Source organism: Nonomuraea sp. NPDC050643, assembly GCF_040654715.1.
Taxonomy (GTDB): domain Bacteria; phylum Actinomycetota; class Actinomycetes; order Streptosporangiales; family Streptosporangiaceae; genus Nonomuraea.
Genome location: NZ_JBFAIM010000025.1, coordinates 97531 through 121057 on the forward strand (window position 1 = coordinate 97531; position 23527 = coordinate 121057).

The following is a 23527-nucleotide window of genomic DNA, read 5'->3' on the forward strand; positions in this document are numbered from 1 at the left end:
CCGTGCCCAAACGTGAGGACATCAGGTCCGTCCTGGTGATCGGGTCGGGGCCGATCGTGATCGGCCAGGCGTGCGAGTTCGACTACTCCGGCACCCAGGCGTGCCGGGTGCTGCGGGCCGAGGGGTTCCGCGTCATCCTCGTCAACAGCAACCCCGCGACGATCATGACCGACCCCGAGTTCGCCGACGCCACGTACGTCGAGCCGATCACCCCCGAGTTCGTCGAGAAGATCATCGCCAAGGAGCGGCCCGACGCGCTGCTGCCCACTCTGGGCGGCCAGACCGCGCTCAACACGGCGGTCGCGCTGCACGAGTCGGGCGTGCTCGACAAGTACGAGGTCGAGCTGATCGGCGCCGACTTCGACGCGATCCAGGCGGGGGAGAACCGCGAGCGGTTCAAGGAGATCGTCGCCAAGGTCGCCCGCGAGCACGGCCTCAACGCCGAGTCGGCCAAGTCGGTCATCTGCCACACCATGGACGACTGCCTGGCCGCCGTCGGCGAGCTGGGCTACCCGCTGGTGGTGCGGCCCTCGTTCACGATGGGCGGGGTCGGCTCCGGCTTCGCGCACGACGAGGAGGACCTGCGGCGCATCGCCGGCGCCGGGCTCGACGCCTCCCCGACCACCGAGGTGCTCCTGGAGGAGTCGATCCTCGGCTGGAAGGAGTACGAACTCGAGGTCATGCGCGACAAGGCCGACAACGTCGTCATCGTCTGCTCCATCGAGAACATCGACCCGATGGGCGTGCACACCGGCGACAGCGTCACCGTCGCGCCCGCGCTGACCCTGACCGACCGCGAATACCAGAACATGCGCGACGTCGCCATCGCCGTCATCCGCGAGGTCGGCGTCGACACCGGCGGCTGCAACATCCAGTTCGCGGTGGACCCGCGCTCCGGGCGCATGATCGTCATCGAGATGAACCCGCGCGTGTCCCGGTCGTCGGCGCTGGCCTCCAAGGCCACCGGCTTCCCGATCGCGAAGATCGCCGCCAAGCTGGCCATCGGCTACACCCTCGACGAGATCCCGAACGACATCACCAAGGAGACCCCGGCCTCCTTCGAGCCGACGCTCGACTACATCGTGGTGAAGGTGCCGCGGTTCGCGTTCGAGAAGTTCAGGGGCGCCGACCAGACGCTCACCACGCACATGAAGTCCGTCGGCGAGGCCATGGCCATCGGCCGCTCCTTCGCCGAGGCGCTGCAGAAGGCGCTGCGGTCGCTGGAGAAGAAGGACTCCTCCTTCACCTGGACCGGTGACGTCGCTCCCAAGGACGAGCTGCTGGGGGCCTGCCGCATCCCGCACGACGGCAGGCTGCGCACGATGCAGCAGGCCATCAGGGCCGGCGCCACGCCCGGAGAGCTGTACGAGGCCACGCACGTCGACCCCTGGTTCATCGACCAGCTCTTCCAGTTGCACGAGGAGGCCGAGGCGGTCGCCGGGGCGCCCGAGCTGACCGCCGAGGTGCTCGAGCGGGCCAAGCACCTCGGGTTCAGCGACGTGCAGATCGGCGAGGTCCGCGGCATCGACGAGGCCCGCGTACGCGACCTGCGCCACGCCCTCGGCCTGCGCCCGGTCTACAACACCGTCGACACGTGCGCCGCCGAGTTCGCCGCGAAGACCCCCTACCTCTACTCGACCTACGACGAGGAGAGCGAGGTCCCCACCGGGGAGCGGCAGAAGGTCATCATCCTCGGCTCCGGGCCCAACCGGATCGGGCAGGGCATCGAGTTCGACTACGCGTGCGTGCACGCCTCGTTCGAGCTGTCCAGGGCCGGGTTCGAGACCGTCATGGTCAACTGCAACCCCGAGACCGTCTCGACCGACTACGACACCTCCGACCGGCTCTACTTCGAGCCGCTCACCCTGGAGGACGTCCTGGAGGTCGTGCACGCCGAGCAGCAGACCGGCCCGGTCGCCGGCGTGATCGTGCAGCTCGGCGGCCAGACCCCGCTCGGGCTGGCGCAGGCGCTCAAGGACGCGGGCGTGCCCGTGGTGGGCACCTCGCCCGAGTCGATCCACCTGGCCGAGGAGCGCGGCGCGTTCGGGCGGGTGCTGGCCGAGGCGGCGCTGCCCGCGCCCAAGCACGGCACGGCGCTGACCGTGTCGGAGGCGCTGGAGATCGCCGAGGAGATCGGCTACCCGGTGCTCGTCCGGCCCTCCTACGTGCTCGGCGGCGCCGGCATGGCCATCGTCTACGACGACGAGACGCTCACCACGTACATGGCGGCCCAGGAGGGCGGCCACCCGGTGCTCGTCGACAAGTTCCTCGACGAGGCCATCGAGATCGACGTGGACGCCCTCTACGACGGCGAGGAGCTCTACCTGGGCGGCGTCATGGAGCACATCGAGGAGGCCGGCATCCACTCCGGCGACTCGGCCTGCGCCCTGCCGCCCATCACGCTCGGCAGCCACGACATCAAGCGCATCCGCGCCGCCACGGAGGCCATCGCCGCCGGGGTGGGCGTGCGCGGGCTCCTGAACGTCCAGTACGCCATGTCGGCCGGTGTCCTGTACGTCCTGGAGGCCAACCCGCGCGCCAGCCGTACGGTGCCGTTCGTGTCCAAGGCCACGGCGGTGCCGCTGGCCAAGGCGGCGGCCCGGGTGATGCTCGGCGCGTCGATCGCCTCCCTGCGCGAGGAGGGCATGCTGCCCGCCGACGGCGACGGGGGCACGCTGCCGCTCGACGCGTCCATCGCGGTCAAGGAGGCGGTGCTGCCGTTCAACCGGTTCCGCGGCGTCGACACGGTCCTGGGGCCCGAGATGCGCTCCACGGGCGAGGTCATGGGCATCGACGAGTTCTTCGGGACCGCGTACGCCAAGTCCCAGGCGGCCGCCTACGGTCCGCTTCCGACCAAGGGACGCGCGTTCGTGTCCGTGGCCAACAGGGACAAGCGTGCGATGATCTTCCCTGTGAAGGCGCTGGCGGATCTCGGGTTCGAGATCCTGGCCACCGAGGGGACCGCCGAGGTGCTGCGCCGCAACGGCGTCCATGCCAAGATCGTGCGAAAGCACAGCGAGGGGACGGGTCCCGGAGGTGAGCCCACGAGTGTGCAGGCCATTCTCGACGGCGAGGTCGATCTGATCGTCAACACGCCGTTCGGCAGCCCGGGGCAGTCGGGGCCGCGGCTCGACGGCTACGACATCCGCACGGCCGCCGTGCTGCGCGGCATCCCGTGCATCACCACGGTCTCGGGGCTGGCCGCCGCGGCGGCCGGCATCCAGGCGATCGTGCGCGGCGACGTCGGCGTACGGTCGCTCCAGGAGCACGCACAGGCACTCCGGGGCTGACCCCGCACGGGAGGTGAAGACGGCTGGCCGGTACTCCGGTGCAGGTGACGGGCACGGTGCTGACGACGCGCCGGGTCGACGCCTACCATGCGCTGACGGTGGTGGCGCCCGGCATAGCCGAGCGTTACCGCCCCGGTCACTTCGTCTCCGTGGCCGTGGGCGGGCCGCACACCTCGATGGTGACGCGCCGCGCGTTCTCCATCCACGACGTGAAGTCCGACTACGGCGGCACGGTCGAGCTGGTCTTCACCACCGGCGGGCCCGGCACGGCCTGGCTGGCCGAGCGGCGCGCCCGTGACACGCTCGACCTGGTGGGGCCGCTGGGGCGGCCCTTTCCGCTGCCGCGCGACCCCGTGCACTGCGTGCTCGTCGGCTCCGAATACGGCTCCGCCGTGCTGTTCCCGCTGGCCGACGCGCTGCTGGCGCGGGGCTGCCGGGTCGACTTCGTGCTCGGCGCGGCCGGGGCCGAGCGGGTGTTCGGCGCGATGCGGGCCCGCAGGATGGCCGAGACGACGACGCTGACCACCGAGGACGGCTCGCTCGGGCTGCGCGGCAGGGTCACCGACGCGCTGCCGTCGGTGATCGCCGACACGCGGGCCGACGCCGTCTACGCCTGCGCGCCCATGGAGACGCTGCGGGCGGTGACGGCGGTGGCGATGGAGTTCGACATCCCGGTGCAGGTCGCCGTCGAGGAGTCGATGGCCTGCGGGATCGGGGTGTGCATGACGTGCGTGCTGCCGGTCATCGGCGATGACGGAGTGACCAGGATGGTCAGGGCGTGCGCGGAGGGGCCGGTGTTCCGGGGGGAGCGGGTGCGCTTCGAGGACGTGGGAACGATCCCGTTCGACGCGCTCGGCGCCCCCGGAGGCGGTGCACGACATGTCAGTTGATATGCGTACATTCCTGGCGCACGTGGAACTGGCCAACCCCATCACCACCGCCGCCGGCTGCGCCGCCTCCGGGCGGGAGCTGGCCCAGTTCTTCGACCTGCACCGGCTCGGCGCGCTCACCACCCGCTCGATCACCATGGCCCCGCGCGCGGGGCGCCCCACGCCGCGCATGGCCGAGACGCCCTCGGGCATGCTCAACGCCGTCGGGCTGCAGGGGCCGGGCATCGACGCCTTCCTGGAGCGGGAGCTGCCCTGGCTGGCCCAGCGGGGCATCAAGACCATCGTCTCGATCGGCGGCGGCACCGTCGCCGAATACTCCGAGCTGGCCCGCAGGCTCGCCGACGCGCCCGGGGTCACCGCGCTGGAGGTCAACCTCTCCTGCCCGAACATGGAGGACCGCGGACGGGTCTTCGCCCGCGAGGGCAGCGCCGCCGCCGAGGTCATCGCCTCCGTCCGGTCGATCATGCGTTACGACGTCCCCGTCGTGGCCAAGCTCGCGCCCGACGTGGCCGACATCGTCTCCGTCGCCCGCGCCTGCGTGGACGCCGGGGCCGACGCGCTGTCCATGATCAACAATCCGCTGGGCATGGCCATCGACACCGAGGCGCTGCGCCCCTCGCTCGCCGCCGTCACCGGCGGGCTGTCGGGGCCGGCCATCCTGCCGCTCGCCGTACGGTGCGTCTGGCAGGTCCACGCCGCGCTCCCCGGAGTGCCCCTGATCGGCATCGGCGGCGTGATGACCGGCAAGGACGCCTTCCAACTGGTCCTGGCGGGCGCCTGTGTGGTCGGAGTGGGCACGGCGCTGTTCCACGACCCCTATGCCTGCCTGCGCATCGAACGCGAGCTCGAGGACCTCCTGAGGGCCCGAGGCTTCCAGCGGCTGGCCGACGCCGTCGGCCTGGCCCACCGCCCGCCGGGGAGCGCGCCCCGGCACCTGCTCGTCGACTCCGAAGAAAGCACCCCGTGACCCAGGAGGGCACGTCTTGACTCCCGCACCCATCGCCGTCGCCCTCGACGCCCCCGACCTGGAGACCGCCGCCCGGTGGGCCGCCCTGGTCACGCCCCACGTCAGCACGGTCAAGGTGGGCCTGGAGCTCTACCTGCGCTACGGGCCCGACGTGATCGCCTCGGTGCGCGGTGCCAGCGGCGTACAGGTGTTCCTCGACCTCAAGCTGCACGACATCCCGAACACCGTGGCGGGCGCCGCACGGGCGGTGGCCCGGCTGCGGCCCGCGATCCTCACCGTGCACGCGGCCGGTGGCCCGGCCATGATCAGGGCGGCCGTCGAGTCCGCGCCCCGCACCCAGATCGCCGCCGTGACCATCCTGACCTCCCTGACCGAGGCCGACCTGGGCCGCATCGGCCTGGTCGGGCCGGCCGACGACGCCGTACGCCGGTTGGCAGCGCTGTCGGTCGAAGCGGGGGCGACGGCGCTGGTGTGCTCGCCGAACGAGGTGTCGGCGGTGCGGGCGGAGGTGGGGGAGGGGATCACGCTCATCACGCCGGGCGTACGGCCCACGGGGGCCGCCACGCAGGACCAGGTGCGGGTGGCCACGCCTGAGCAGGCGCTGGCGGACGGCGCGGACCTGCTGGTCATCGGCCGCCCCATCACCGGCTCCCCAGACCCGGGCGCGACCGCCGCCGCCATCGCCGCCTCCCTCCGCCGCGCCGTCTAACCCCGCCGCTCCCCGTTCGCCGCTTTCCCCGTTCCCGCTTTCCCTGCCGCCCTCTGCTCGCTGCCGTCCGCCGGCCTTTCGCCCTTTTCACTCGTCCGCGCCTTCGTCGGCCTGCCCGGCGTGCGTGTGCCGGACCGCTGCGCCTTCGTCGGCCGGGTCGGCGGCTGCCGGGTCGCTCTGCCGTTCGCGTCGGCTCGCCGTTCGCGTGCCGACCATTGCCGCACCGGGCCGGCGGCTGCTGGGTCGCGGCGCCGTGCGTTCGGCGGTTCGCCGTGTGCGTGCCGGTTCGTACTGCGTGGGTCGGGCCGCCGTGCGGGGGCGCGGCGGTCGTCGTGCGTGCTCGACCGTTCGCGGCGCCACGCCGAGCGGCTGGCCCCCCATCCTTTACGGCAAGCCGGCCGACCCGCACGCGCCGACGTCCGTTGCCGTCCGTCATGGCCGGTCGTGAAGGCTCACGTGGTGCTCGCCGTGACGAAGCGCACACTTGACCCCGGCCGTGGCGAATCCGACCCCGCCTGTGGTGAAACGTTCACCCCCGAGCGGCGAACGCCGTCACCCCGGGCACCGTCGTCCCCGTCGCACACGCGTGTTCGCTCGCGTGACTTTTGGGCGCCCTGGACCCGTGCGGTCGCTCCGGCGTCCCGGGCTGTCAGGACGGCACCTGACAACGGTCAGACCGGTCACCGCGCTAACAAGATCATAAGCCATCTGCGCAGGGCCTCGCACGCAACCGCCCAGTCAGGTTTCGGCCCTGGTGCGGCGTGGGTTTCGGACATCGCGGGATGACTGGAATGTGATCATCGTTGCGTTTCACGACAACGGCGCGAGCCGACGCGCGAAGGCTCAAGTGAGGGCGATTTGATCAGCACAATGTGATTTTACAATCACGCAGAGTGATGAAGTGGATTTTGTGAGGAGAGAAAACGCGCTTGACGTTGCTTAGGGGCCGATGACCAGCTAGTTTCCCTTCCCGTCCGAGTACATCGACAGAAATTCGAGGTGACCCGGCGTGGCTCTTCCTCCCCTGACCCCTGAGCAGCGCGCCGCAGCCCTGGAAAAGGCTGCCAAGGCCCGTAAAGAGCGTGCCGAGGTCAAGAACCGGCTCAAGCATGGCGCGGTTTCTCTGGCTGAGGTGCTCAAGGATGGGCAGACCGACGACGTCATCGGCAAGATGAAGGTGTCGGCTTTGTTGGAATCGCTCCCCGGCGTGGGCAAGGTCCGCGCCAAGCAGCTCATGGAGCGGCTTGCCATCGCCGAGTCCCGCCGCGTGCGGGGTCTCGGCGCGAACCAGAGGGCCTCCCTCGAGCGCGAGTTCGGTGGCAACGAGAGCTAATCTCTGTTCCACACGAAAGCGCAGGTTCAACTGGGGGTAGGAAGTGACCGACAGGTCCTGGTCCGGCGATGTCAGTGCCCACGAGGCGGTCGGACCGGGGACGGAGGTCGGCTTCCTGCCCTTGAGCGAGCGGCGGCTGACGGTCCTTTCAGGGCCGTCGGGCGTCGGTAAGTCCACGGTCGTCGCCGAGCTCCGGCGGGCACACCCCGCGGTGTGGCTGTCGGTCTCGGTGACAACCAGGAGACCCCGGCCCGGCGAGGTCAACGGGGTTCACTACTTCTTCGTCGACGGCGAGGAGTTCGACCGGCTCGTGGAGTCCGGGGAGCTGCTCGAGTGGGCGGAGTTCGCGGGCAACCGCTACGGCACGCCGCGCGAGCCGGTGCTGAAGAAGCTCGCCGAGGGCGTGCCGACGCTGCTCGAGATCGACCTCGAGGGCGCCAGGCAGGTACGCCGGAGCATGCCGGAGGCGCTGCTGATCTTCCTGGCCCCGCCCACCTGGGAGGAGCTGGAGAAGCGGCTGCGCGGGCGCGGCACCGAGCCGGAGGACGTCATCGCGCGCCGGCTGCAGGCCGGGCGGGTCGAGATGGCCGCCGAATCGGAGTTCGACCTCACCCTGGTGAACACGAGTGTCCAAGACGTGTGCCACCGGCTGATAGCCTTGATGACTGACCCTCAGGGGGTCACGACAACCACCAACCGAGAGGTCTGACAATCGTGGCAGGCACCACCCCGGCCGCGGAGGGCATCACCAACCCGCCGATCGACGCGCTGCTCGACATCGTCGACAGCAAATACTCACTGGTGATCATGGGTGCCAAGCGCGCCCGCCAGATCAACGCCTACTACTCCCAGCTCGGCGAGGGCCTGCTGGAATACGTCGGGCCGCTGGTCGAGACGCACGCTCAGGAGAAGCCCCTGTCCATCGCACTGCGTGAGGTCTCCGAGGGCCTGCTCAACGCCGAGCCCATCGAAGGCGCGGTCTGACCCCTTCGATGAAGGTCGTCCTGGGCGTCAGTGGCGGCATCGCCGCGTACAAGGCGTGTGAGCTGCTGCGCCTGTTCACCGAGTCCGGGCACGAGGTGCGGGTCGTCCCGACCCGCGAGGCCCTGAAGTTCGTGGGCGCGCCCACCTGGGCCGCCCTGTCGGGCAACCCCGTGTCGGCGGAGGTGTGGGACGACGTTCACGAGGTGCCCCACGTGCGGATCGGCAAGCAGGCCGACCTCGTCGTGGTGGCGCCTGCGACGGCCGACGTGCTCGCCAAGGCGGCGCACGGGCTGGCCGGCGATCTGCTCACCAACACGCTGCTGACGGCCAGGTGCCCGGTCGTGTTCGCGCCCGCGATGCACACCGAGATGTGGCAGCATCCCGCCACCGTGGCCAACGTGGCGACCCTGCGCGAGCGGGGCTCCGTCGTGATCGACCCGGCCGTGGGCCGGCTCACCGGCGCCGACACCGGCCCCGGGCGGCTGCCCGACCCAGCCGAGATCTTCCAGATCTGCCTGCGCGTGCTGCGCGGCAGACCGCGCGACCTGGCCGGGCGCAAGGTCGTGGTCTCCGCGGGCGGCACCCGCGAGGCGATCGACCCGGTCCGCTTCATCGGCAACCGCTCGTCCGGGCTGCAGGGTTACGCCCTGGCCCGCACGGCCGCCGCCAGAGGCGCCGAGGTGACGCTCGTGGCCGCCAACGTCGTGCTGCCCGATCCCGCCGGCGCCAAGGTCGTCCGCGTCGAGTCCACGGCCGAGCTGCGCGAGGCCGTGCTCACCGCCTCCGCCGACGCCGACGTGGTCGTCATGGCCGCCGCCGTCGCCGACTTCAGGCCCGAGACGCGCCGCGACGAGAAGATCAAGAAGACGGACGGGGAACCCGAGGCCATCCGCCTCACCAAGAACCCCGACATCCTCGCCGAACTCGGCGAACGCCGCCGCCAGGCCCGCGCGGCCCAGGCGGGCGGCGACACGCCCGGCAGAGCATCCGGCGGAATTCGTCCGGGCGAGGTGCGCCCCGGGGTGATCGTCGGGTTCGCGGCCGAGACGCACGACGTCCTCGCCAACGGGCAGGCCAAGCTCGCTCGCAAGGGTTGCGACCTGCTGGTCGTCAACCAGGTGGGGGAGGGCCTGGCCTTCGGCACCGCCGACAACGCCGCCACCGTGCTGGTGGCGGGCGGCGAGGCGGTGGAGGTGCCGTACGGGCCCAAGGAAGACGTGGCCGACGCCGTGTGGGACCTGGTCGCCACCCGCCTCCCCGACCCCACCCGCCTGTCCTGACGGGTCTCCTGATCTGATTCGTTCGCCTGCCCTGATGGGCCGGCGTTCGCGATGCGCCCGCTTGCTGCGGCGCGCCGCTGACTCTGGCGCGGGGGCTCTCTTCGACACGTGTCCGGAGCGTCGGTGCCTCAACGAACGTGCGTGGCGGTAGAGCCCGCACGCGTCGGCGGATGGGTGCGTGCCCGAGCAGGTCCCGTGAGGGTGCGCCCTCCCCCTTGGGGCCCTGGAAGGCCCAAGCCGCTCACCTGCGCTTACGCTCCCGCCCGTGCTTAGAGTCGCCCGAAAGTGCCGTAAACGGATATCCACTGTGTACGACGCACAAAGAGTGCGTAACCGATTACCCGATCACCTGTTGCGACATCCCCGCCCGCCTGCGGATACTTGGGTCAAAGGGGGATGGAATGCCGGTGGGTTCTGCTGTCAGGGATCGTTGTAGAACATTGCTCGGCGACCAAGGGGAGATCCACTACGTCTTCCCCGCGTTCTGCGCGGGGGCCGCGGGCACGGGGAACTTCCTGATCGTGGTCACCGACTCGGCTGTATCGGTGCTGGCCACCAGAACGTTCAGGAGCGATCGGCCGGTTTCGGTGTTCGCGGAGTTCCCGCGGCACACCAGGCTCGGCCCCATCCTGCCTGGACCCGTAATCGAGCTGGGCTCGATGGTGTTCGAGTTCGATGAGGAGTACGCCGCCGTGGTGTCGGCCGCAGACGCGGAGATCTTCGCGCCGGAGCTGCTGCCCCACGACCCGCTGCCCGACCTGTGAGAGGTGACAGATAGTGGACGGTTTCGCGACCTGGCGCCTGGTGGGGCTAGACTTCGGCGAGGCCCAGGCATGCCCATTCGTCCCGGGCCTTACATCCGTCAGCAGCCGCTGCATGAGGAGCCACTGAGTTGTCACGTCGCCTGTTCACCTCCGAGTCGGTCACCGAGGGCCACCCGGACAAGATCGCCGACCAGATCAGTGACGCGATTCTCGACACCATGCTCAAGGACGACCCCAAGAGCCGGGTCGCCGTCGAGACGATGATCACTACCGGCCAGGTCCACGTCGCAGGCGAGGTCACGACCGAGACCTACGTCGACATTCCCGGGGTCATCCGGGAGAAGATCCTGGAGATCGGCTACGACGCCTCCCACAAGGGCTTCGACGGAGCCTCGTGCGGCGTGTCCGTGTCCATCGGCGCGCAGTCGCCCGACATCGCCCAGGGCGTCGACGACGCCTATGAGCACCGCGTGGGCGGCGACGCCGACGAGCTCGACCGCCAGGGCGCCGGCGACCAGGGCCTCATGTTCGGCTACGCCTGCCGTGAGACCCCCGAGCTGATGCCGCTGCCGATCACTCTCGCCCACCGGCTGGCCCAGCGCCTGTCCGAGGTGCGCAAGAGCGGCACCGTGCCCTACCTCCGTCCCGACGGCAAGACCCAGGTGACGATCGAGTACGACGGCGACACGCCGGTCCGCCTCGACACCGTGGTCGTCTCCACGCAGCACGCGGCGGAGATCGACCTCAAGGAGATGCTGACGCCCGACATCAAGGAGCACGTGGTCGACCCCGTGCTCGCGGGCCTCGACCTCGACATCGAGGGCTACCGCCTGCTTGTCAACCCGACCGGCCGCTTCGAGATCGGCGGCCCGATGGGCGACGCCGGCCTCACCGGTCGCAAGATCATCATCGACACCTACGGCGGCATGGCCCGCCACGGTGGCGGCGCCTTCTCGGGCAAGGACCCGTCCAAGGTCGACCGCTCCGCCGCCTACGCCATGCGCTGGGTCGCCAAGAACGTCGTCGCCGCCGGGCTCGCCGACCGGTGCGAGGTGCAGGTCGCCTACGCCATCGGCAAGGCTCAGCCGGTGGGTCTGTTCGTGGAGTGCTTCGGCACCGAGAAGCTGCCGGTGGAGAAGATCCAGGACGCCGTGCTGCAGGTGTTCGACCTGCGTCCGGCCGCGATCATCCGCGACCTCGACCTGCTGCGTCCGATCTACTCGGAGACCGCCGCCTACGGCCACTTCGGCCGTGAGGGCTTCTCCTGGGAGTCGACCGACCGCGCCGAGGCCCTGCGCACCGCCGCCGGCCTGTAGTCGGGCTCCGCAACCACACAGTCACCGGCTGGAAGGTCCCGTGGCGACGGCTGGGCCGTCGCCGCCCGCCTGACGGCCGGTGACTGCTCGGCGTTATGGGCGACTCACCTGGGCGGCCGGTCCGGTCGCCGCGACGTCGAGCCCAGGGTGTCGTGGCCGGGACTCCCTGACCGGGATGCCGTGCCCAGGACGCCGTGGCCGGGATGTGTCGCGCCCCGGCACGGGCCACGTGGGGCGCATGATCTCCTTGGTGCTCACCGGCTGCTGAGCGTTCACCGCCCGCCGGGCGGTCGTCCGCGGGTGCCCCCTGCGGCCCGCTCTGAATCTCCGGCGCCGACCATTGGTCGTGGTCGCTGGAGGGCCGCTGGACGGGCTGTTCGGCGGGGAGCCGATGCCGGTGCCGTACCTCGTGGAGGCTGTTCGGAGCGTGGGCGTCGCGGGCGGCGGGGTCTGGTAGACGTTATGCGTGACCCACTCCGACGACGCCCTCCTGCCGCTCGACGCCGTGCGGCCCCCAGCGTCGTCGAAGGACACCAAAGGGGCTCCCGTGCCCGCCCCCGACCGTCCGGTGGCGCGGATCGTCGTGGACAGCCCGCTGCCGCACCTCGACCGCCCCTTCGACTACCTGGTGCCAGCCACCATGCACGAGACGGCCGAGCCCGGTGTGCGCGTCCGGGTGCGGTTCGCGGGCAAGCTCGTCGACGGGTTCCTGCTCGAACGGGTCGAGGAGAGCGACCACGAGGGCAGGCTCACCCCGCTGGAGCGCGTGGTGTCGCCCGAGCGGGTGCTCACCCCGGAGATCGCCGGGCTGGCCAGGGCGGTCGCCGACCGCTATGCGGGCACCCTGACCGACGTCCTGCGCCTGGCCGTCCCGCCGCGCCACGCCAAGGCCGAGGCCGAGCCCGCCAAGGAGGACCCGCCGGGCGGCGAGGCCGTCGAAAGACCCGCCCAGAGCGCCTGGGACGCCTACCCGACCGGCCCTTCGTTCCTCGACGCGCTGCGCGACGGGCGCGCGCCCCGGGCCGTGTGGTCGGCGCTGCCCGGCGCCAGGGGATGGGCCGGGGCGATGGGCGAGGCGGTGCTGGCGACGCTCGACGGCGGCAGGGGAGCGGTCGTCGTGGTCCCCGACGGCAAGGACGTGGCGCTGGCCGACGGCGCGTTCGAGCGGCTGCTCGGCCCCGGCCGGCACGTGGCGCTCACCGCCGACCTGGGTCCCGCCGAGCGGTACAGACGGTGGCTGAAGGTCCTGAGAGGCCAGGTGCGCGCCGTCGTGGGCACCCGGGCGGCCATGTTCGCCCCCGTCGCGGATCTCGGCCTGGTGGCCATCTGGGACGACGGTGACGACCTGCACGCCGAGCGGTTGGCCCCCTACCCGCATGCCCGCGAGGTGCTCGGGCTGCGCGCCCACAGGAGCGGCGCGGGGCTGCTGATCGGGGGCTACGCCCGTACCGCCGAGGCGACACAGCTCGTCGCCACCCGCTGGGCCAGGCCGATCGTGGCCGCACGGACGACGATCCGGGGCCTCGCGCCCCGCGTGCGGCCCGCGGGCGAGGACGCCGAGCTGGCCAAGGACCAGGCCGCCCGCCAGGCAAGGCTGCCCAGCATCGCCTGGCGCGCGCTGCGACAGGGCCTGGAGAGCGGGCCCGTGCTGGTGCAGGTGCCCCGGCGCGGCTATCTGCCCGCCCTGGCGTGCGGCCACTGCCGCACCCCGGCCCGCTGCGTCCTCCCGCCCACCAGGACCGCACCCGCCAGAACCGCGCCCGCCACGACCGCACCCGCCACGACCGCACCCACCGGGAACACCATCGCCGGGACCGCCCCCGGCCAAGTCCAGGACGAGAGCCGGGCGACCCCACCGGACGTCACTGGCGGCGGCGCGGAGCCGCTGTGCCATGGGCCGCTGGCGCTCAGGGGCGGCCACGCGGCCCCCTACTGCCGCTGGTGCGGCCGGGTGGACGCGGACTGGCGGTGCTCGTCCTGCGGCAGTCCCCGGCTGCGTGCGGTGGTCACGGGCGCCCGGCGCACCGCCGAGGAGCTCGGCCGGGCCTTCCCCTCCGTGCCGGTGCGCACCTCGGGACGCGACGGCGTCCTCGCCACCGTGCCGGCCGCGCGGGCGCTGGTCGTCGCCACACCGGGCGCCGAGCCGGTGGCCGTCGACGGCTACGCGGCGGCCGTGCTGCTCGACGGCTGGGCGCTGCTCGGGCGGGCCGACCTGCGGGCGGGCGAGGAGACCGTACGCCGGTGGATGAACGCCGCCGCCCTGCTCCGCCCCGGCGCCGAGCTGGTGGTGCTCGGGGACGCGGGGCTGCCCGCCGTACAGGCCCTGCTCAGGTGGGATCCGGTCACCCACGCCGAGCGTGAGCTCGGCGACCGGGCCGAGCTGGGATTCCCGCCCGCCGTGCGCATGGCGACGCTCACCGGCACGGCCGGGGCGGTCAGGCAGATGCTCGACGAAGTACGTCTCCCGCCCGACGCCCAGGTGCTCGGCCCCGTTCCCCTGGACGATCAGGGCCAGGAACGCGCCATGATCCGGGTGCACCGGGCCGGTGGCGCGGCCCTGTCCGCCGCGCTCAAGGGGGCCAGCGGGGTACGTGCGGCGAGAAAGACACCAGATGTCGTGAGGGTGAGTGTCGACCCACTCGACCTGATTTAGACCGTTTCCCCGATTCGCTCATCCGTGGGCCAGCCGTTAGCGTGCCCCTGTGTCGATCGAATGGGTGAACCAGGCCATCGACGACCTGCGCGCTTGGGGGCGCGCGCGGGAAGTCGAAGTGGACGCGGACGAGGTCCGCCTGCTCTGCGACTACGCCAGCGACTACCTCAACGTCAATGAACTGGGTGATTTCACTCCCGAGACCTTCGACGAGCTGCTGCTGTCCATCTATCCGCGCAAGGTCATCGCGCCGCCGGAGAGCGCGGCGGAGACCGTCGCCGCCGCCCGCATCCTCGTCGTCTACCTCACCGAGGCGGGCGAGGTGAGCGAGGCGACGGCGGAGCTGATGCGCGGCAGGCTCGACGACATCGCTCCGCGCATGCGGGAGGCCCTCGCCGACACGGCGAACTTCGGCATGGCCAAGAGCCTGTTCAGCTCCATCGGCCCCGAGTCGCTGGAGCAGGCGGTCGCCATCCCCTCCGGCGAGCTGCCCGACCTGGGCGAGGCGCCCTGCGACTGTCCCGGATGCACGCCGCTGCCCGCCGCCCGGCTGGCCGCGCCCGAAGACCTGATGGCCGCGCTGGACGGCGTACCGATGCTGGCGGAGGAGCCGCTGCCCGGCGGCGAGCCCCTGGAGGAGTGGGCGCAGCGCGTGGCCCGCGTGCTCGAGCACGACACCGGCGGCGCGATCACCGGCTCGGCCGAGCTCGACGAGGGCCTCTACGACCTGTTCGACATGCTCTACAGGCTCCAGGTGCGCGTCCCCGCCGCCGTGATCGGCGACTACCTCGACGAGATCGCCGGCGAGGGCGAGGTCGACCTGCCCGCCGTGCTCGACCGGCTGGTCTGGTCCGGCATGCTCGACGTGGCGGCCGACGGCGCCGAGCTCACGCCCCTGGGGGTCTGGGGGCTGCGCGAGCACTACCTCACGCTCGGCATCGAGGCCCCGCAGGCCCCCGACCTGGCCGAGGCCGACGCGCTCGGGCTCATCGAGGGGCTGCTCGACGGCGTCCCCACCGAGCTGGCGGAAGACGACATCAACCGCTGGCTGACCGGCAGGGGCGAGGGCGAGGCAGCCGCCGAGCTGCTCGCCGCCGCCTCAGGCGCGCCCGCCGTGGCCCGCGGCATCGCCATCACCATCGTCGACCGGCTCGGCTCCGAGGCCGAGCCCCAGGTGCGCGACTACCTGGAGGACCAGGAGCTCCGCCCGCACGCCATCCACTGGCTGGCCGCCAGGGGGCTGCCCGCGCCGTCGCTCACCCAGGACGAGCTGCTCTGGGTCAGCGTCGACATGCTCGCCCTCGCCATGCCCGCGGCCGAGGAGGACCCCGAGATCTTCGCCGAGAACATGGCCGCCTCCGGCCCGCCCGCCCACCTGATCGAGGAAATGTGGCGGGTCGACCATCCCGACGTCGTCGACGTTCTCGAGCTGCTCGGACGCTCCATCCCCGACGGCACGGTGGCCAAGGCGGCGCGCAAGGCGGCGTTCAAAGCCCGGTCCCGGGCCATCCGTTGAGTACGCTCATGTGACCGGTGTGCAGTAAGTTTCGTGGGTGGCAAACAATGTCTTCGACCTCGCCGAGCTGCGCAAGCTGATCGATGAGCAGGCTCCCGCCGTGCCTCCGCGGCCCCCTGAGGAGACTCCGGTGGAGCACGAGGCGCTGACGTTCCCGCCGGTCCTGCTGGCGTCCGACGCCGAGCTGGCGACGGCGGTGCCCGTGGTGCCGCTCGTGGCCGACGCGATCAGGCTCACGGCCTGGACCGGCACCCGCCAGGTGACCCCCGAGGGCCACCTGGCCGAGGCCGACGCCGCGGCCGTCGTCGAGGAGCTGGACCTGCCGGCCGCCCGGCTCCGCCTGATCTGGATCGTCGCCGTCAACACCGGGCTGCTGCAGATCCTCGCCGGCCGGGTCTCCCGGGGGCCGCTGTCGATGCAGCTCACGGTCGAGGCCACGCTGGAGTTCTGGGACGGCGTGGTGATGGACGTGCTCGACCGCGCCGACGACGGCCTGACCGGCTCGGCCGTGGTCGACGGCCATCTCGCCGAGATGCTCGCCACGATCTACTCCGTACGCTCCGGGGTCGCCACCGCCAACCTCGCCCGCGGCATCCTGCAGTCCCACGAGGTGGCCTGCGCGCCCGGCCCCGTCGAGATGCGCAGGATCGCCGCCGCCCTGCCCGCGGAGCTGCTCGAGGCGCTGTCGCTGCTGACCTACTGCGGGCTGGTCGAGCAGACCAGCGCGGGCCGCACCGCCCTGACCCCGCTCGGCGTCTGGGCCATCCGGCGCGACCTGCTGCGCGAGGGTCACGACGCGCCCACCGCGGCCGAGGTGGAGGTGTTCGCCGACCTGTCGGCGGCCGAGCTGGTGGAGGCGCTGGTCAAGGGCACCGCCACGCAGAGTGCCGTCGCCGGGTGGCTGGAGCGCCGGGCCCCCGAGACGGCCGCCCGCGACCTGATCGAGATCGCCGCCTCCGGCACGGCGGGCCAGCGCGGGGCCGTGGGCGCCATCCTGGAGGAGCTGGGCCCCGAGGCCGAGGCCCCGGTCAGGCAGGCCCTCGAGCACCCGCTGATGCGCCGCTACGCCGCCTCCTGGCTGCACATCCGCGACCTCGACGCCCCGACGCTCAGCTCCGAGGACCACACCTGGATCGCGGTCGACTCCCTGGCCGCCCTCATGCACCTGTCGGGCGCCGCGGCCGGCCGGCTCGACACGCCCGAGCCGGGGGAAGACCTGATCAAGCTGGTCGGCGAGATGCCCGCGGTGGGCCACCCCGACACGATCGCCGTCCTCGACATGCTTGCCACCGCGCATGACGACCAGGCCGTGGTCAAGGCGGCGCGCAAGGCCGCGATGAAGGCCCGCTCACTGGAGCACGCGGACGCGCACCGCAGGTGACGGCTTCCCGCCCTGCACTAAACTTGGCTGTTCCACGCTTGAGAAACGGAGTGACCCCCTTGGCCATCCAGTCGATCCGGCTGTTCGGAGACCCGGTGCTGCGCACCCCGGCGGCCCCGGTCGTCGACTTCGACAAGGAGCTCCGCAAGCTGGTCAAGGACCTCACCGACACGATGATGGACGCCCCGGGCGCGGGCCTGGCGGCTCCCCAGATCGGCGTCGGGCTGCGGGTGTTCACCTACTACGTCGACGACCAGCTCGGCCATCTGATCAACCCCGACCTCGACCTGTCCGCGGACCTCGACGAGGAGGGCGAGGAGGGCTGCCTGTCGTTCCCGGGCCTGTCGTTCCCCACGCCGCGCTCCATCCGGGCCGTCGCCAAGGGCCTCAACATGCACGGCGAGCCCGTCACGCTGGAGGGCACCGACCTGATGGCCCGCTGCTTCCAGCACGAGACCGACCACCTCGACGGCATCCTGTTCATCGACCGCATGGACCCCAAACAGCGCAAGCTGGCCATGAAGGCCGTGCGCGAGGCGGAGTGGAGCGGCCTGTCCGCCCCCGTGATCAAGGTCTCACCCCACGTCACCGGTGGAAAGGCGCTCTGAGAGCATGCGTCTGGTCTTCGCGGGCACGCCCGAGACGGCGCTCCCGTCGCTGCGCACCCTGATCGACTCGCCCCGCCACGAGGTCGTGGCGGTCGTCACCCGTCCCGACGCGCAGTCGGGCCGCGGGCGCAAGGTCCACCCCTCGCCGGTGGCCGAGCTCGCCGAGGAGGCGGGCATCGAGGTGCTGCGCCCGCAGAAGGCCGGCGACCCGGCCTTCCTCGACCGGCTCCGCGAGCTCGAGCCCGACTGCTGCCCGGTGGTGGCCTACGGCGCGCTGCTGCCGCAGTCCGCGCTCGACGTGCCCCGGCGCGGCTGGATCAACCTGCACTTCTCGATCCTGCCCGCCTGGCGGGGGGCCGCCCCCGTTCAGCACGCGATCCTGCACGGCGACGAGATCACCGGCGCGTCGACGTTCGAGATCGTGAAAGAGCTCGACGCCGGTCCCGTCTACGGCGTGGTGACCGAGGAGATCCGCGGCACCGACACGAGCGGCACGCTGCTGGAGCGGTTGTCGATCTCGGGGGCGGGGCTGCTCGCCGCCACCCTCGACGGCGTGGCGGACGGCAGCCTGGAGGCCCGCCCGCAGCCCGCCGACGGGGTCACCATCGCCCCCAAGATCTCCGTCTCCGACGCCCGCATCGACTGGGCCAAGCCCGCCATGCACGTCGACCGCCTCATCCGGGCCTGCACGCCCAACCCCGGGGCGTGGAGCGAGTTCCGGGGGCAGCGGGTGAAGGTGGGGCCGGTCCGGGTGGCCCACGGTGAGCGGCTCGCGCCCGGGGAGATCGCCGCGACGAAGACGACGGTGCTGGTCGGTACGGCCACCGACGCGGTGGAGCTGGGCGAGGTGCAGCCGCAGGGCAAGCGGCTCATGGGGGCCGGGGAGTGGGCCCGCGGGGTTCGCCCAGAGGGTGAAGAGGACTTCAAGTGACCGAACGTGTCCACTCCGCTGCCGACGGTAGCATCGACGTCATGACCACAACCGGTGGCAGAGCGCTCGCACCCGGCTCGACGCGGTTCTCTGCACGGTGCTCCGTGACGTGCTCCGTGACGTGCTGGGCGCCGTGCTCGACCGGCTGCCGCGCACGGCGTAGTGAGAGTTCGAGGGGATGAAGACCAGGGGCGACCAGGGGGCCGGCGGCAAGGGTGGCGGCAGGGGCGGAGAGGGCCGTGCGCGCGGGCCTCGAAGGCCCACGCGTGACCCGGCCCGCAACGCGGCCTACGACGTCGTGCGCGCGGTCGACGAGCGCGACGCGTACGCCAACCTGCTGCTGCCGCGGCTGCTGCGCGAGCGTGGCATCAGGGGGCGTGACGCCGCGCTGGCCACCGAGCTCGCCTACGGGACGCTGCGCGGGCTCGGCACCTACGACGCCATCATCGAGATCTGCAGCGACCGCGCGCCCGACCCCGACGTCCGCGACGCCCTGCGGCTCGGCGCGCACCAGCTCCTGCGCATGCGCGTCCCCCCGCACGCGGCCGTCGGCACCACCGTCGACCTGGTCCGCCTGCGCATCGGCGCCGGCGCGGCCAAGTTCGTCAACGCGGTGCTGCGCAAGATCGGTTCCCGAACGCTCGACGAGTGGGTGCCCATCGTCGCCCCCGACCCGGCCGACGACCCGGTAGGGCATCTCGCGATCGCCTACGGCCATCCCCGGTGGATCGTCTCCGCCTTCCGCGACGCGCTGGGCGGGGCCGACGAGGTGGCCGGCCTGCTCGACGCCGACAACGCCCGCCCCCTGGTGACGCTGGTGGCGCGACCGGGGCGCAGCTCGGTCGACGAGCTCGAGGGCTCAGGGGCCTTGCCGGGGCGCTACTCGCCGTACGCGGCCTATCTGCGTGAAGGCGACCCCGGGCAGATCGAGGCGGTGGCCGACACGCGCGCCGCCGTACAGGACGAGGCCAGCCAGCTCGTGGCGCTGGCGCTGACCCGGGTGCCGATCGAGGGTGCCGGCGAGGAGCTCTGGCTCGACATGTGCGCCGGGCCCGGCGGCAAGGCTGGGCTCCTGGACGCCATCGCCACCTACGGCGACCTGGCCGGGCTGAGCGCCGAGGACGACCGGCGCGCGGTGCCGGGCACTCCCGGCCACGACCCGGCCGGCATCGCCGAGGGCGGGCGACCGGAACACGACGTCGAGCGAGGCGACTCCGGGCTGGATGACACCGTGCCGGGTGACGCCGAGCGGGGCGATTCTGAGCGGGGTGGTTCTGAGCGGGGCGGCGCCGGGCTGGGCGGTCCTGAGCTGGGTGGCCCTGTGAGGGGTGGCCCTGTGAGGGGTGGCGTTGAGCGGGTGGTCGTGCGGGAGCGTTCCGTGCAGGAGCGCGAGCGTGGGCCCGCCGCCGCGAAGGTGGTTGTGGAGGCGTTTCCCGGTGGGGCACGGTTGCTGGCCGCCGATGTGCAGTTCCATCGGGCGCGGCTGGTCTGGGGCACCACCAGGGACGCGTCCGTGGTCACCGCCGACGGCACCGAGCCGGCCTGGCGGCCTGGGGTGTTCGACCGTGTCATGCTCGACGCGCCCTGCACCGGGCTCGGTGCCCTCCGGCGGCGGCCCGAGGCACGCTGGCGGCGTGATCCGGCGGGCATCGCCGAGTTGGGCAGGCTGCAGCGGCGGCTGCTCGGCACGGCGCTCGACGCCGTACGTCCCGGAGGCGTCGTGGCCTACGTGACCTGCTCGCCGCACCTGGCCGAGACGCAGGTCGTGGTCGGTGACGTCATGGCGGGCAGGGACGACGTCGAGCAGCTCGACGCCCGCGACTACCTGCCCGAGGTCGACGACCTCGGCGCCGGGCCGCACGCCCAGTTCTGGCCGCACCGGCACGGCACCGACGCCATGTTCCTGGCCCTGCTGCGCAAGCGATCCTGACCACGCCAGCCCGGCCGCCCACCGCCACGCCGGGCCAGTCGCCGCTCGGTCGGTCGTTTGCCGCCCGGTCGGCCGGGCGCTGCCCGGTTAGTCGCCTTCCGCCCGACTCGGAGCGTGCCGTCCGGTCGGGTGCTTGCCGCCCGGCTGGTCGCTTGCCGTCCGGCTGGAGGGTGGCGTCGGCTTCACCGGGACGATGGCCGTGTCTCGGGAGGAGGTGAGTTGGCGTCTGGGGTGGTGGGTGTGGTCCGATCGTCGGTGTGGATCTTCTGGACGACCTTCACCTGACGGAGCTCGAACCCATCATCTGGGTCCAGCGGCTGCCCGACGCCGTGCGCCCCGTGATGGAGCTCGCGTCCGTGTTCGGTACGGACACGTTCTTCCTGCTCTGCCTGCCCGTGCTCTACTGGTGCGTCAATCCCGCGTTCGCCCTGCGCCTCGGCCTCACCGTCCTGCTGGCCGCCGCCACCAACGCGATCGCCAAGCTCGCCACGCACCAGCCCAGGCCGTACTGGATCGACGCCAGGGTCCGCCCGCTCTCGATCGAGGGGGCGTTCGGGCTGCCGTCGGGGCACGCCCAGATCGGGACCGCCGCGCTGGGCCGGATCGCGGCGGCGGTGGGGCGGCCGTGGGCGTGGTGGACGGCGGGGGCGCTGGTCGCGCTGGTGTGCCTGAGCCGGGTGTATCTCGGCGTGCACTTCATCTCCGACGTGGTGACCGGGGTGCTGCTCGGGATCGTCGTGCTGGTGCTCGTGGGGAGGTTCGAGCGGCCGGTCACGGTGTGGTGGCGGCGGCGGGCGCTGTGGGCGCAGCTCGGCATCGCGGTCGTGCTCTCCGGCGCGCTGATCGGCGCCGCCGTGCTGGCCAACGCCCCGTACGCGGGGTGGTCCACGCCGGCGACCTGGAGCTCCGCCGGGGCGATCGACCCCGAGAGCCTGGACACGATCGTCACCATGTCGGGCGCGCTGCTCGGCACGCTGTCCGGCACGGCGGTCATGTACCGGCTGGGCTGGTTCGACGCGGGCGGGCGGCTGGGGGTGCGGGCCGCCCGCTGGGCGCTGGGCATGGTCGTGGCGGTGCTCATCTGGTACGCCGAGCGCGAAGTCCTGCCGGAAACCCTGGCCGCGACGTACGCCGGGTACGCCCTGCTGGCACTCTGGGTGCAACTGGGGGCGCCTGTGCTGTTCATCAAGCTCGGACTGATGTCCAGGGCCGGGCGCCCGCAGGCCGTTCACTAGACTTGGGAAATCATGGCCGTACAGATCTCTCCCAGCATCCTCGCCGCCGACTTCGCCAGGCTCGCCGATGAGGCCGCCGCCGTGCCCAACGCCGACTGGCTGCACGTCGACGTCATGGACTACCACTTCGTGCCCAACCTGACCCTCGGGCTGCCGGTGGTCGAGGCGCTGCGCAAGGCGACCTCGACGCCGCTCGACTGCCACCTCATGATCGCCGACCCCGACCGCTGGGCCCCGCAGTACGCGGAGGCGGGGGCGGGCAGCGTGACCATTCACGCCGAGGCGGCCAAGGCGCCGATCCGCACCGCGCGCGAGATCCGCTCACTCGGCGCCAGGGCGGGCCTCGCGCTCAACCCGGCGACGGCCGTGGAGCCGTACGAAGATCTGCTCCCCGAGATCGACATGCTGCTGCTGATGACCGTGGAGCCGGGCTTCGGCGGGCAGAAGTTCCTCGACGGCGTGCTGCCGAAGATCCGGCGGGCGCGTGAGCTCATCGGGCGGCACGGCGGCCGGGTCTGGCTGCAGGTCGACGGCGGCGTCGACGCCGGCACCATCGAGCGCTGCGCCGAGGCGGGCGCCGACGTGTTCGTGGCGGGCAGTGCCGTCTACGGGGCTTCTGATCCGGAGAGCGCCGTGACCGCGCTCCGCGCCGCCGCCAATCGCGCCATTTCCTGACATGAACGCCTTGCCGCCTGGGTAAGTCCTCACTTATGAGCGACCTCGGGATTTTCGGGCCCCAATCGGTGACATGGCGGGTCATGGGCGAGCCGATCCTGCTCGTGGGCGGCATCCGGGCGCTGCTCATGCAGGGGCTGCACCCCAGGGCGATGCGCGGCGTGCTGCAGAACTCCGCGCTCATGGACCCGCAGGAGGCGTGGTCGCGGTTCGTGCGCACCACGGAGTTCGTACGCGTGCGCACCTACGGCACCCGCGCAGAGGTCGAACGCGCGGGCCACCGCGTCCGCAAGATCCACGCCAAGCTGACCGCCCACGACCCCGACACGGACACCACCTTCCGCCTCGACGACCCCGAGGCCCTGCGCTGGGTGCACGTCGGCGAGGTGGACTCCTACCTGTCGGTCGCCCGCCGGGCCGGGGTGCGCCTGTCCGACGACGAGGCCGACTCCTTCGTGGCCGAGTGGCGGCGGGCCGCCGAGGTGGTGGGGCTGTCCCAGGACGAGGTGCCCGGTTCGGTGGCGGAGCTGCGCGACTACATCGAGGCCCGGCGGCCGGGGCTGCGCTTCGTCCCCGAGGCCGCCCACCCGCTGCGCCTGTCGCTCAACGCCCCGCTCCCGCGCCTGCTGACGCCGCTCAAGCCGGCCATGCCCGCGCTGACCCTCCTGGCGTTCGCCACGCTGCCGCGCTGGGCGAGAAGGCTCTACGGGCTGCCCGCCACGCCGGTCGGCGACCTATGGGCCACCGCGACGCTGCGGACCCTGCACACCGGGATCGGCCTGGTCCCCGGGCACGTCCGTTACAGCCCGGCGGCGCGGCGGGCGCACCGCATCATGGCCGCCTAAAGCGAGCGCTTGGTCAAATATGGAGGGGCGGTCGCGCGCTCGGTTTCGGGCATGGCAAACTGGTAGCTGAAGAGAGCTAGCGTGCTCCGGGGTCGGTGAAAGTCCGAACCGGCGGTGACAGTCCGCGACCCGGCCGATGCCATCGGCCGGTTGACTCGGTGAAATTCCGGGACCGACGGTTAAAGTCCGGATGGGAGGAAGCGCGCGAGGTGTCCGGTGT

General features: G+C 72.1%; 20 protein-coding genes and 1 riboswitch. Of the genes, 19 read left to right on the forward strand and 1 reads right to left on the reverse strand.

The features are described from left to right. The first annotated feature begins 2 nt into the window (after positions 1–2). The 4 genes from carB to pyrF are packed head-to-tail and all read left to right on the forward strand — an operon-like array spanning position 3 to position 5856. Positions 3–3290 carry a carbamoyl-phosphate synthase large subunit gene (gene carB, locus AB0I15_RS31190; protein WP_358102850.1) on the forward strand — a complete coding sequence of 1096 codons (3288 nt, stop codon included), beginning with the start codon at positions 3–5 and terminating at the stop codon, positions 3288–3290. Positions 3291–3328: 38 nt separating this feature from the next. Beyond that, the gene (locus AB0I15_RS31195) at positions 3329–4180 is read left to right on the forward strand and encodes a dihydroorotate dehydrogenase electron transfer subunit (RefSeq protein WP_358102853.1); all 852 of its coding nucleotides are present in this window, start codon (positions 3329–3331) and stop codon (positions 4178–4180) included. Beyond that, a complete protein-coding gene (locus tag AB0I15_RS31200; RefSeq protein WP_358102856.1) occupies positions 4170–5147 on the forward strand; it encodes a dihydroorotate dehydrogenase in 978 nt (325 codons plus the stop codon). The genes AB0I15_RS31195 and AB0I15_RS31200 overlap by 11 nt, the downstream gene beginning before the upstream one ends. A gap of 16 nt (positions 5148–5163) precedes the next feature. Continuing rightward, positions 5164–5856, forward strand: coding sequence for an orotidine-5'-phosphate decarboxylase (pyrF, locus tag AB0I15_RS31205; protein ID WP_358102860.1), 693 nt, complete (start codon positions 5164–5166; stop codon positions 5854–5856). 87 nt (positions 5857–5943) lie between these two features. Here pyrF and AB0I15_RS31210 read toward each other — a convergent pair whose 3' ends face one another. Next, complete coding sequence (locus AB0I15_RS31210) at positions 5944–6072, reverse strand: hypothetical protein (RefSeq protein WP_358102863.1); 129 nt, start codon at positions 6070–6072, stop codon at positions 5944–5946. Positions 6073–6865: 793 nt separating this feature from the next. Here AB0I15_RS31210 and mihF point away from each other — a divergent pair. From mihF to AB0I15_RS31285, 15 genes are all read left to right on the forward strand, one after another. Then, complete coding sequence (gene mihF / locus AB0I15_RS31215; RefSeq protein ID WP_020541698.1) at positions 6866–7189, forward strand: integration host factor, actinobacterial type; 324 nt, start codon at positions 6866–6868, stop codon at positions 7187–7189. A gap of 115 nt (positions 7190–7304) precedes the next feature. After that, positions 7305–7898, forward strand: a complete 594-nt coding sequence (gene gmk, locus AB0I15_RS31220; RefSeq protein ID WP_358102987.1) for a guanylate kinase — start codon at positions 7305–7307, stop codon at positions 7896–7898. 5 nt (positions 7899–7903) lie between these two features. Then, positions 7904–8173, forward strand: coding sequence for a DNA-directed RNA polymerase subunit omega (gene rpoZ / locus AB0I15_RS31225; RefSeq protein WP_043638590.1), 270 nt, complete (start codon positions 7904–7906; stop codon positions 8171–8173). Positions 8174–8181: 8 nt separating this feature from the next. Then, positions 8182–9453 (forward strand): bifunctional phosphopantothenoylcysteine decarboxylase/phosphopantothenate--cysteine ligase CoaBC, encoded by a 1272-nt coding sequence (gene coaBC / locus AB0I15_RS31230; protein ID WP_358102865.1) that lies wholly within the window; start codon positions 8182–8184, stop codon positions 9451–9453. A 545-nt stretch (positions 9454–9998) separates the two neighbouring features. Next, complete coding sequence (locus AB0I15_RS31235) at positions 9999–10217, forward strand: hypothetical protein (protein WP_358102868.1); 219 nt, start codon at positions 9999–10001, stop codon at positions 10215–10217. A 128-nt stretch (positions 10218–10345) separates the two neighbouring features. Next, positions 10346–11533, forward strand: coding sequence for a methionine adenosyltransferase (gene metK / locus AB0I15_RS31240; RefSeq protein ID WP_358102872.1), 1188 nt, complete (start codon positions 10346–10348; stop codon positions 11531–11533). Between the two features lie 466 nt (positions 11534–11999). Continuing rightward, entirely contained in the window at positions 12000–14186 is a 2187-nt protein-coding gene (locus AB0I15_RS31245) for a primosomal protein N' (RefSeq protein WP_358102875.1), read from the forward strand. Positions 14187–14235: 49 nt separating this feature from the next. After that, positions 14236–15702 (forward strand): hypothetical protein, encoded by a 1467-nt coding sequence (locus tag AB0I15_RS31250; protein WP_358102877.1) that lies wholly within the window; start codon positions 14236–14238, stop codon positions 15700–15702. A gap of 37 nt (positions 15703–15739) precedes the next feature. After that, on the forward strand, positions 15740–17083 hold the full coding sequence (locus AB0I15_RS31255) for a hypothetical protein (protein ID WP_358102880.1): 1344 nt from the start codon (positions 15740–15742) through the stop codon (positions 17081–17083). 59 nt (positions 17084–17142) lie between these two features. After that, positions 17143–17691 carry a peptide deformylase gene (gene def, locus AB0I15_RS31260; RefSeq protein WP_358102883.1) on the forward strand — a complete coding sequence of 183 codons (549 nt, stop codon included), beginning with the start codon at positions 17143–17145 and terminating at the stop codon, positions 17689–17691. A 4-nt stretch (positions 17692–17695) separates the two neighbouring features. Then, a complete protein-coding gene (gene fmt, locus AB0I15_RS31265; RefSeq protein WP_358102886.1) occupies positions 17696–18622 on the forward strand; it encodes a methionyl-tRNA formyltransferase in 927 nt (308 codons plus the stop codon). Between the two features lie 178 nt (positions 18623–18800). Further along, positions 18801–20552 carry a transcription antitermination factor NusB gene (locus tag AB0I15_RS31270; protein ID WP_358102889.1) on the forward strand — a complete coding sequence of 584 codons (1752 nt, stop codon included), beginning with the start codon at positions 18801–18803 and terminating at the stop codon, positions 20550–20552. Between the two features lie 257 nt (positions 20553–20809). After that, complete coding sequence (locus AB0I15_RS31275; RefSeq protein WP_358102892.1) at positions 20810–21787, forward strand: phosphatase PAP2 family protein; 978 nt, start codon at positions 20810–20812, stop codon at positions 21785–21787. Between the two features lie 12 nt (positions 21788–21799). After that, complete coding sequence (gene rpe / locus AB0I15_RS31280; RefSeq protein WP_358102895.1) at positions 21800–22462, forward strand: ribulose-phosphate 3-epimerase; 663 nt, start codon at positions 21800–21802, stop codon at positions 22460–22462. Between the two features lie 83 nt (positions 22463–22545). Beyond that, positions 22546–23307, forward strand: coding sequence for an oxygenase MpaB family protein (locus AB0I15_RS31285; protein WP_358102898.1), 762 nt, complete (start codon positions 22546–22548; stop codon positions 23305–23307). 77 nt (positions 23308–23384) lie between these two features. Then, positions 23385–23515: riboswitch (FMN riboswitch) on the forward strand. The last annotated feature ends 12 nt before the right edge of the window (positions 23516–23527 follow it).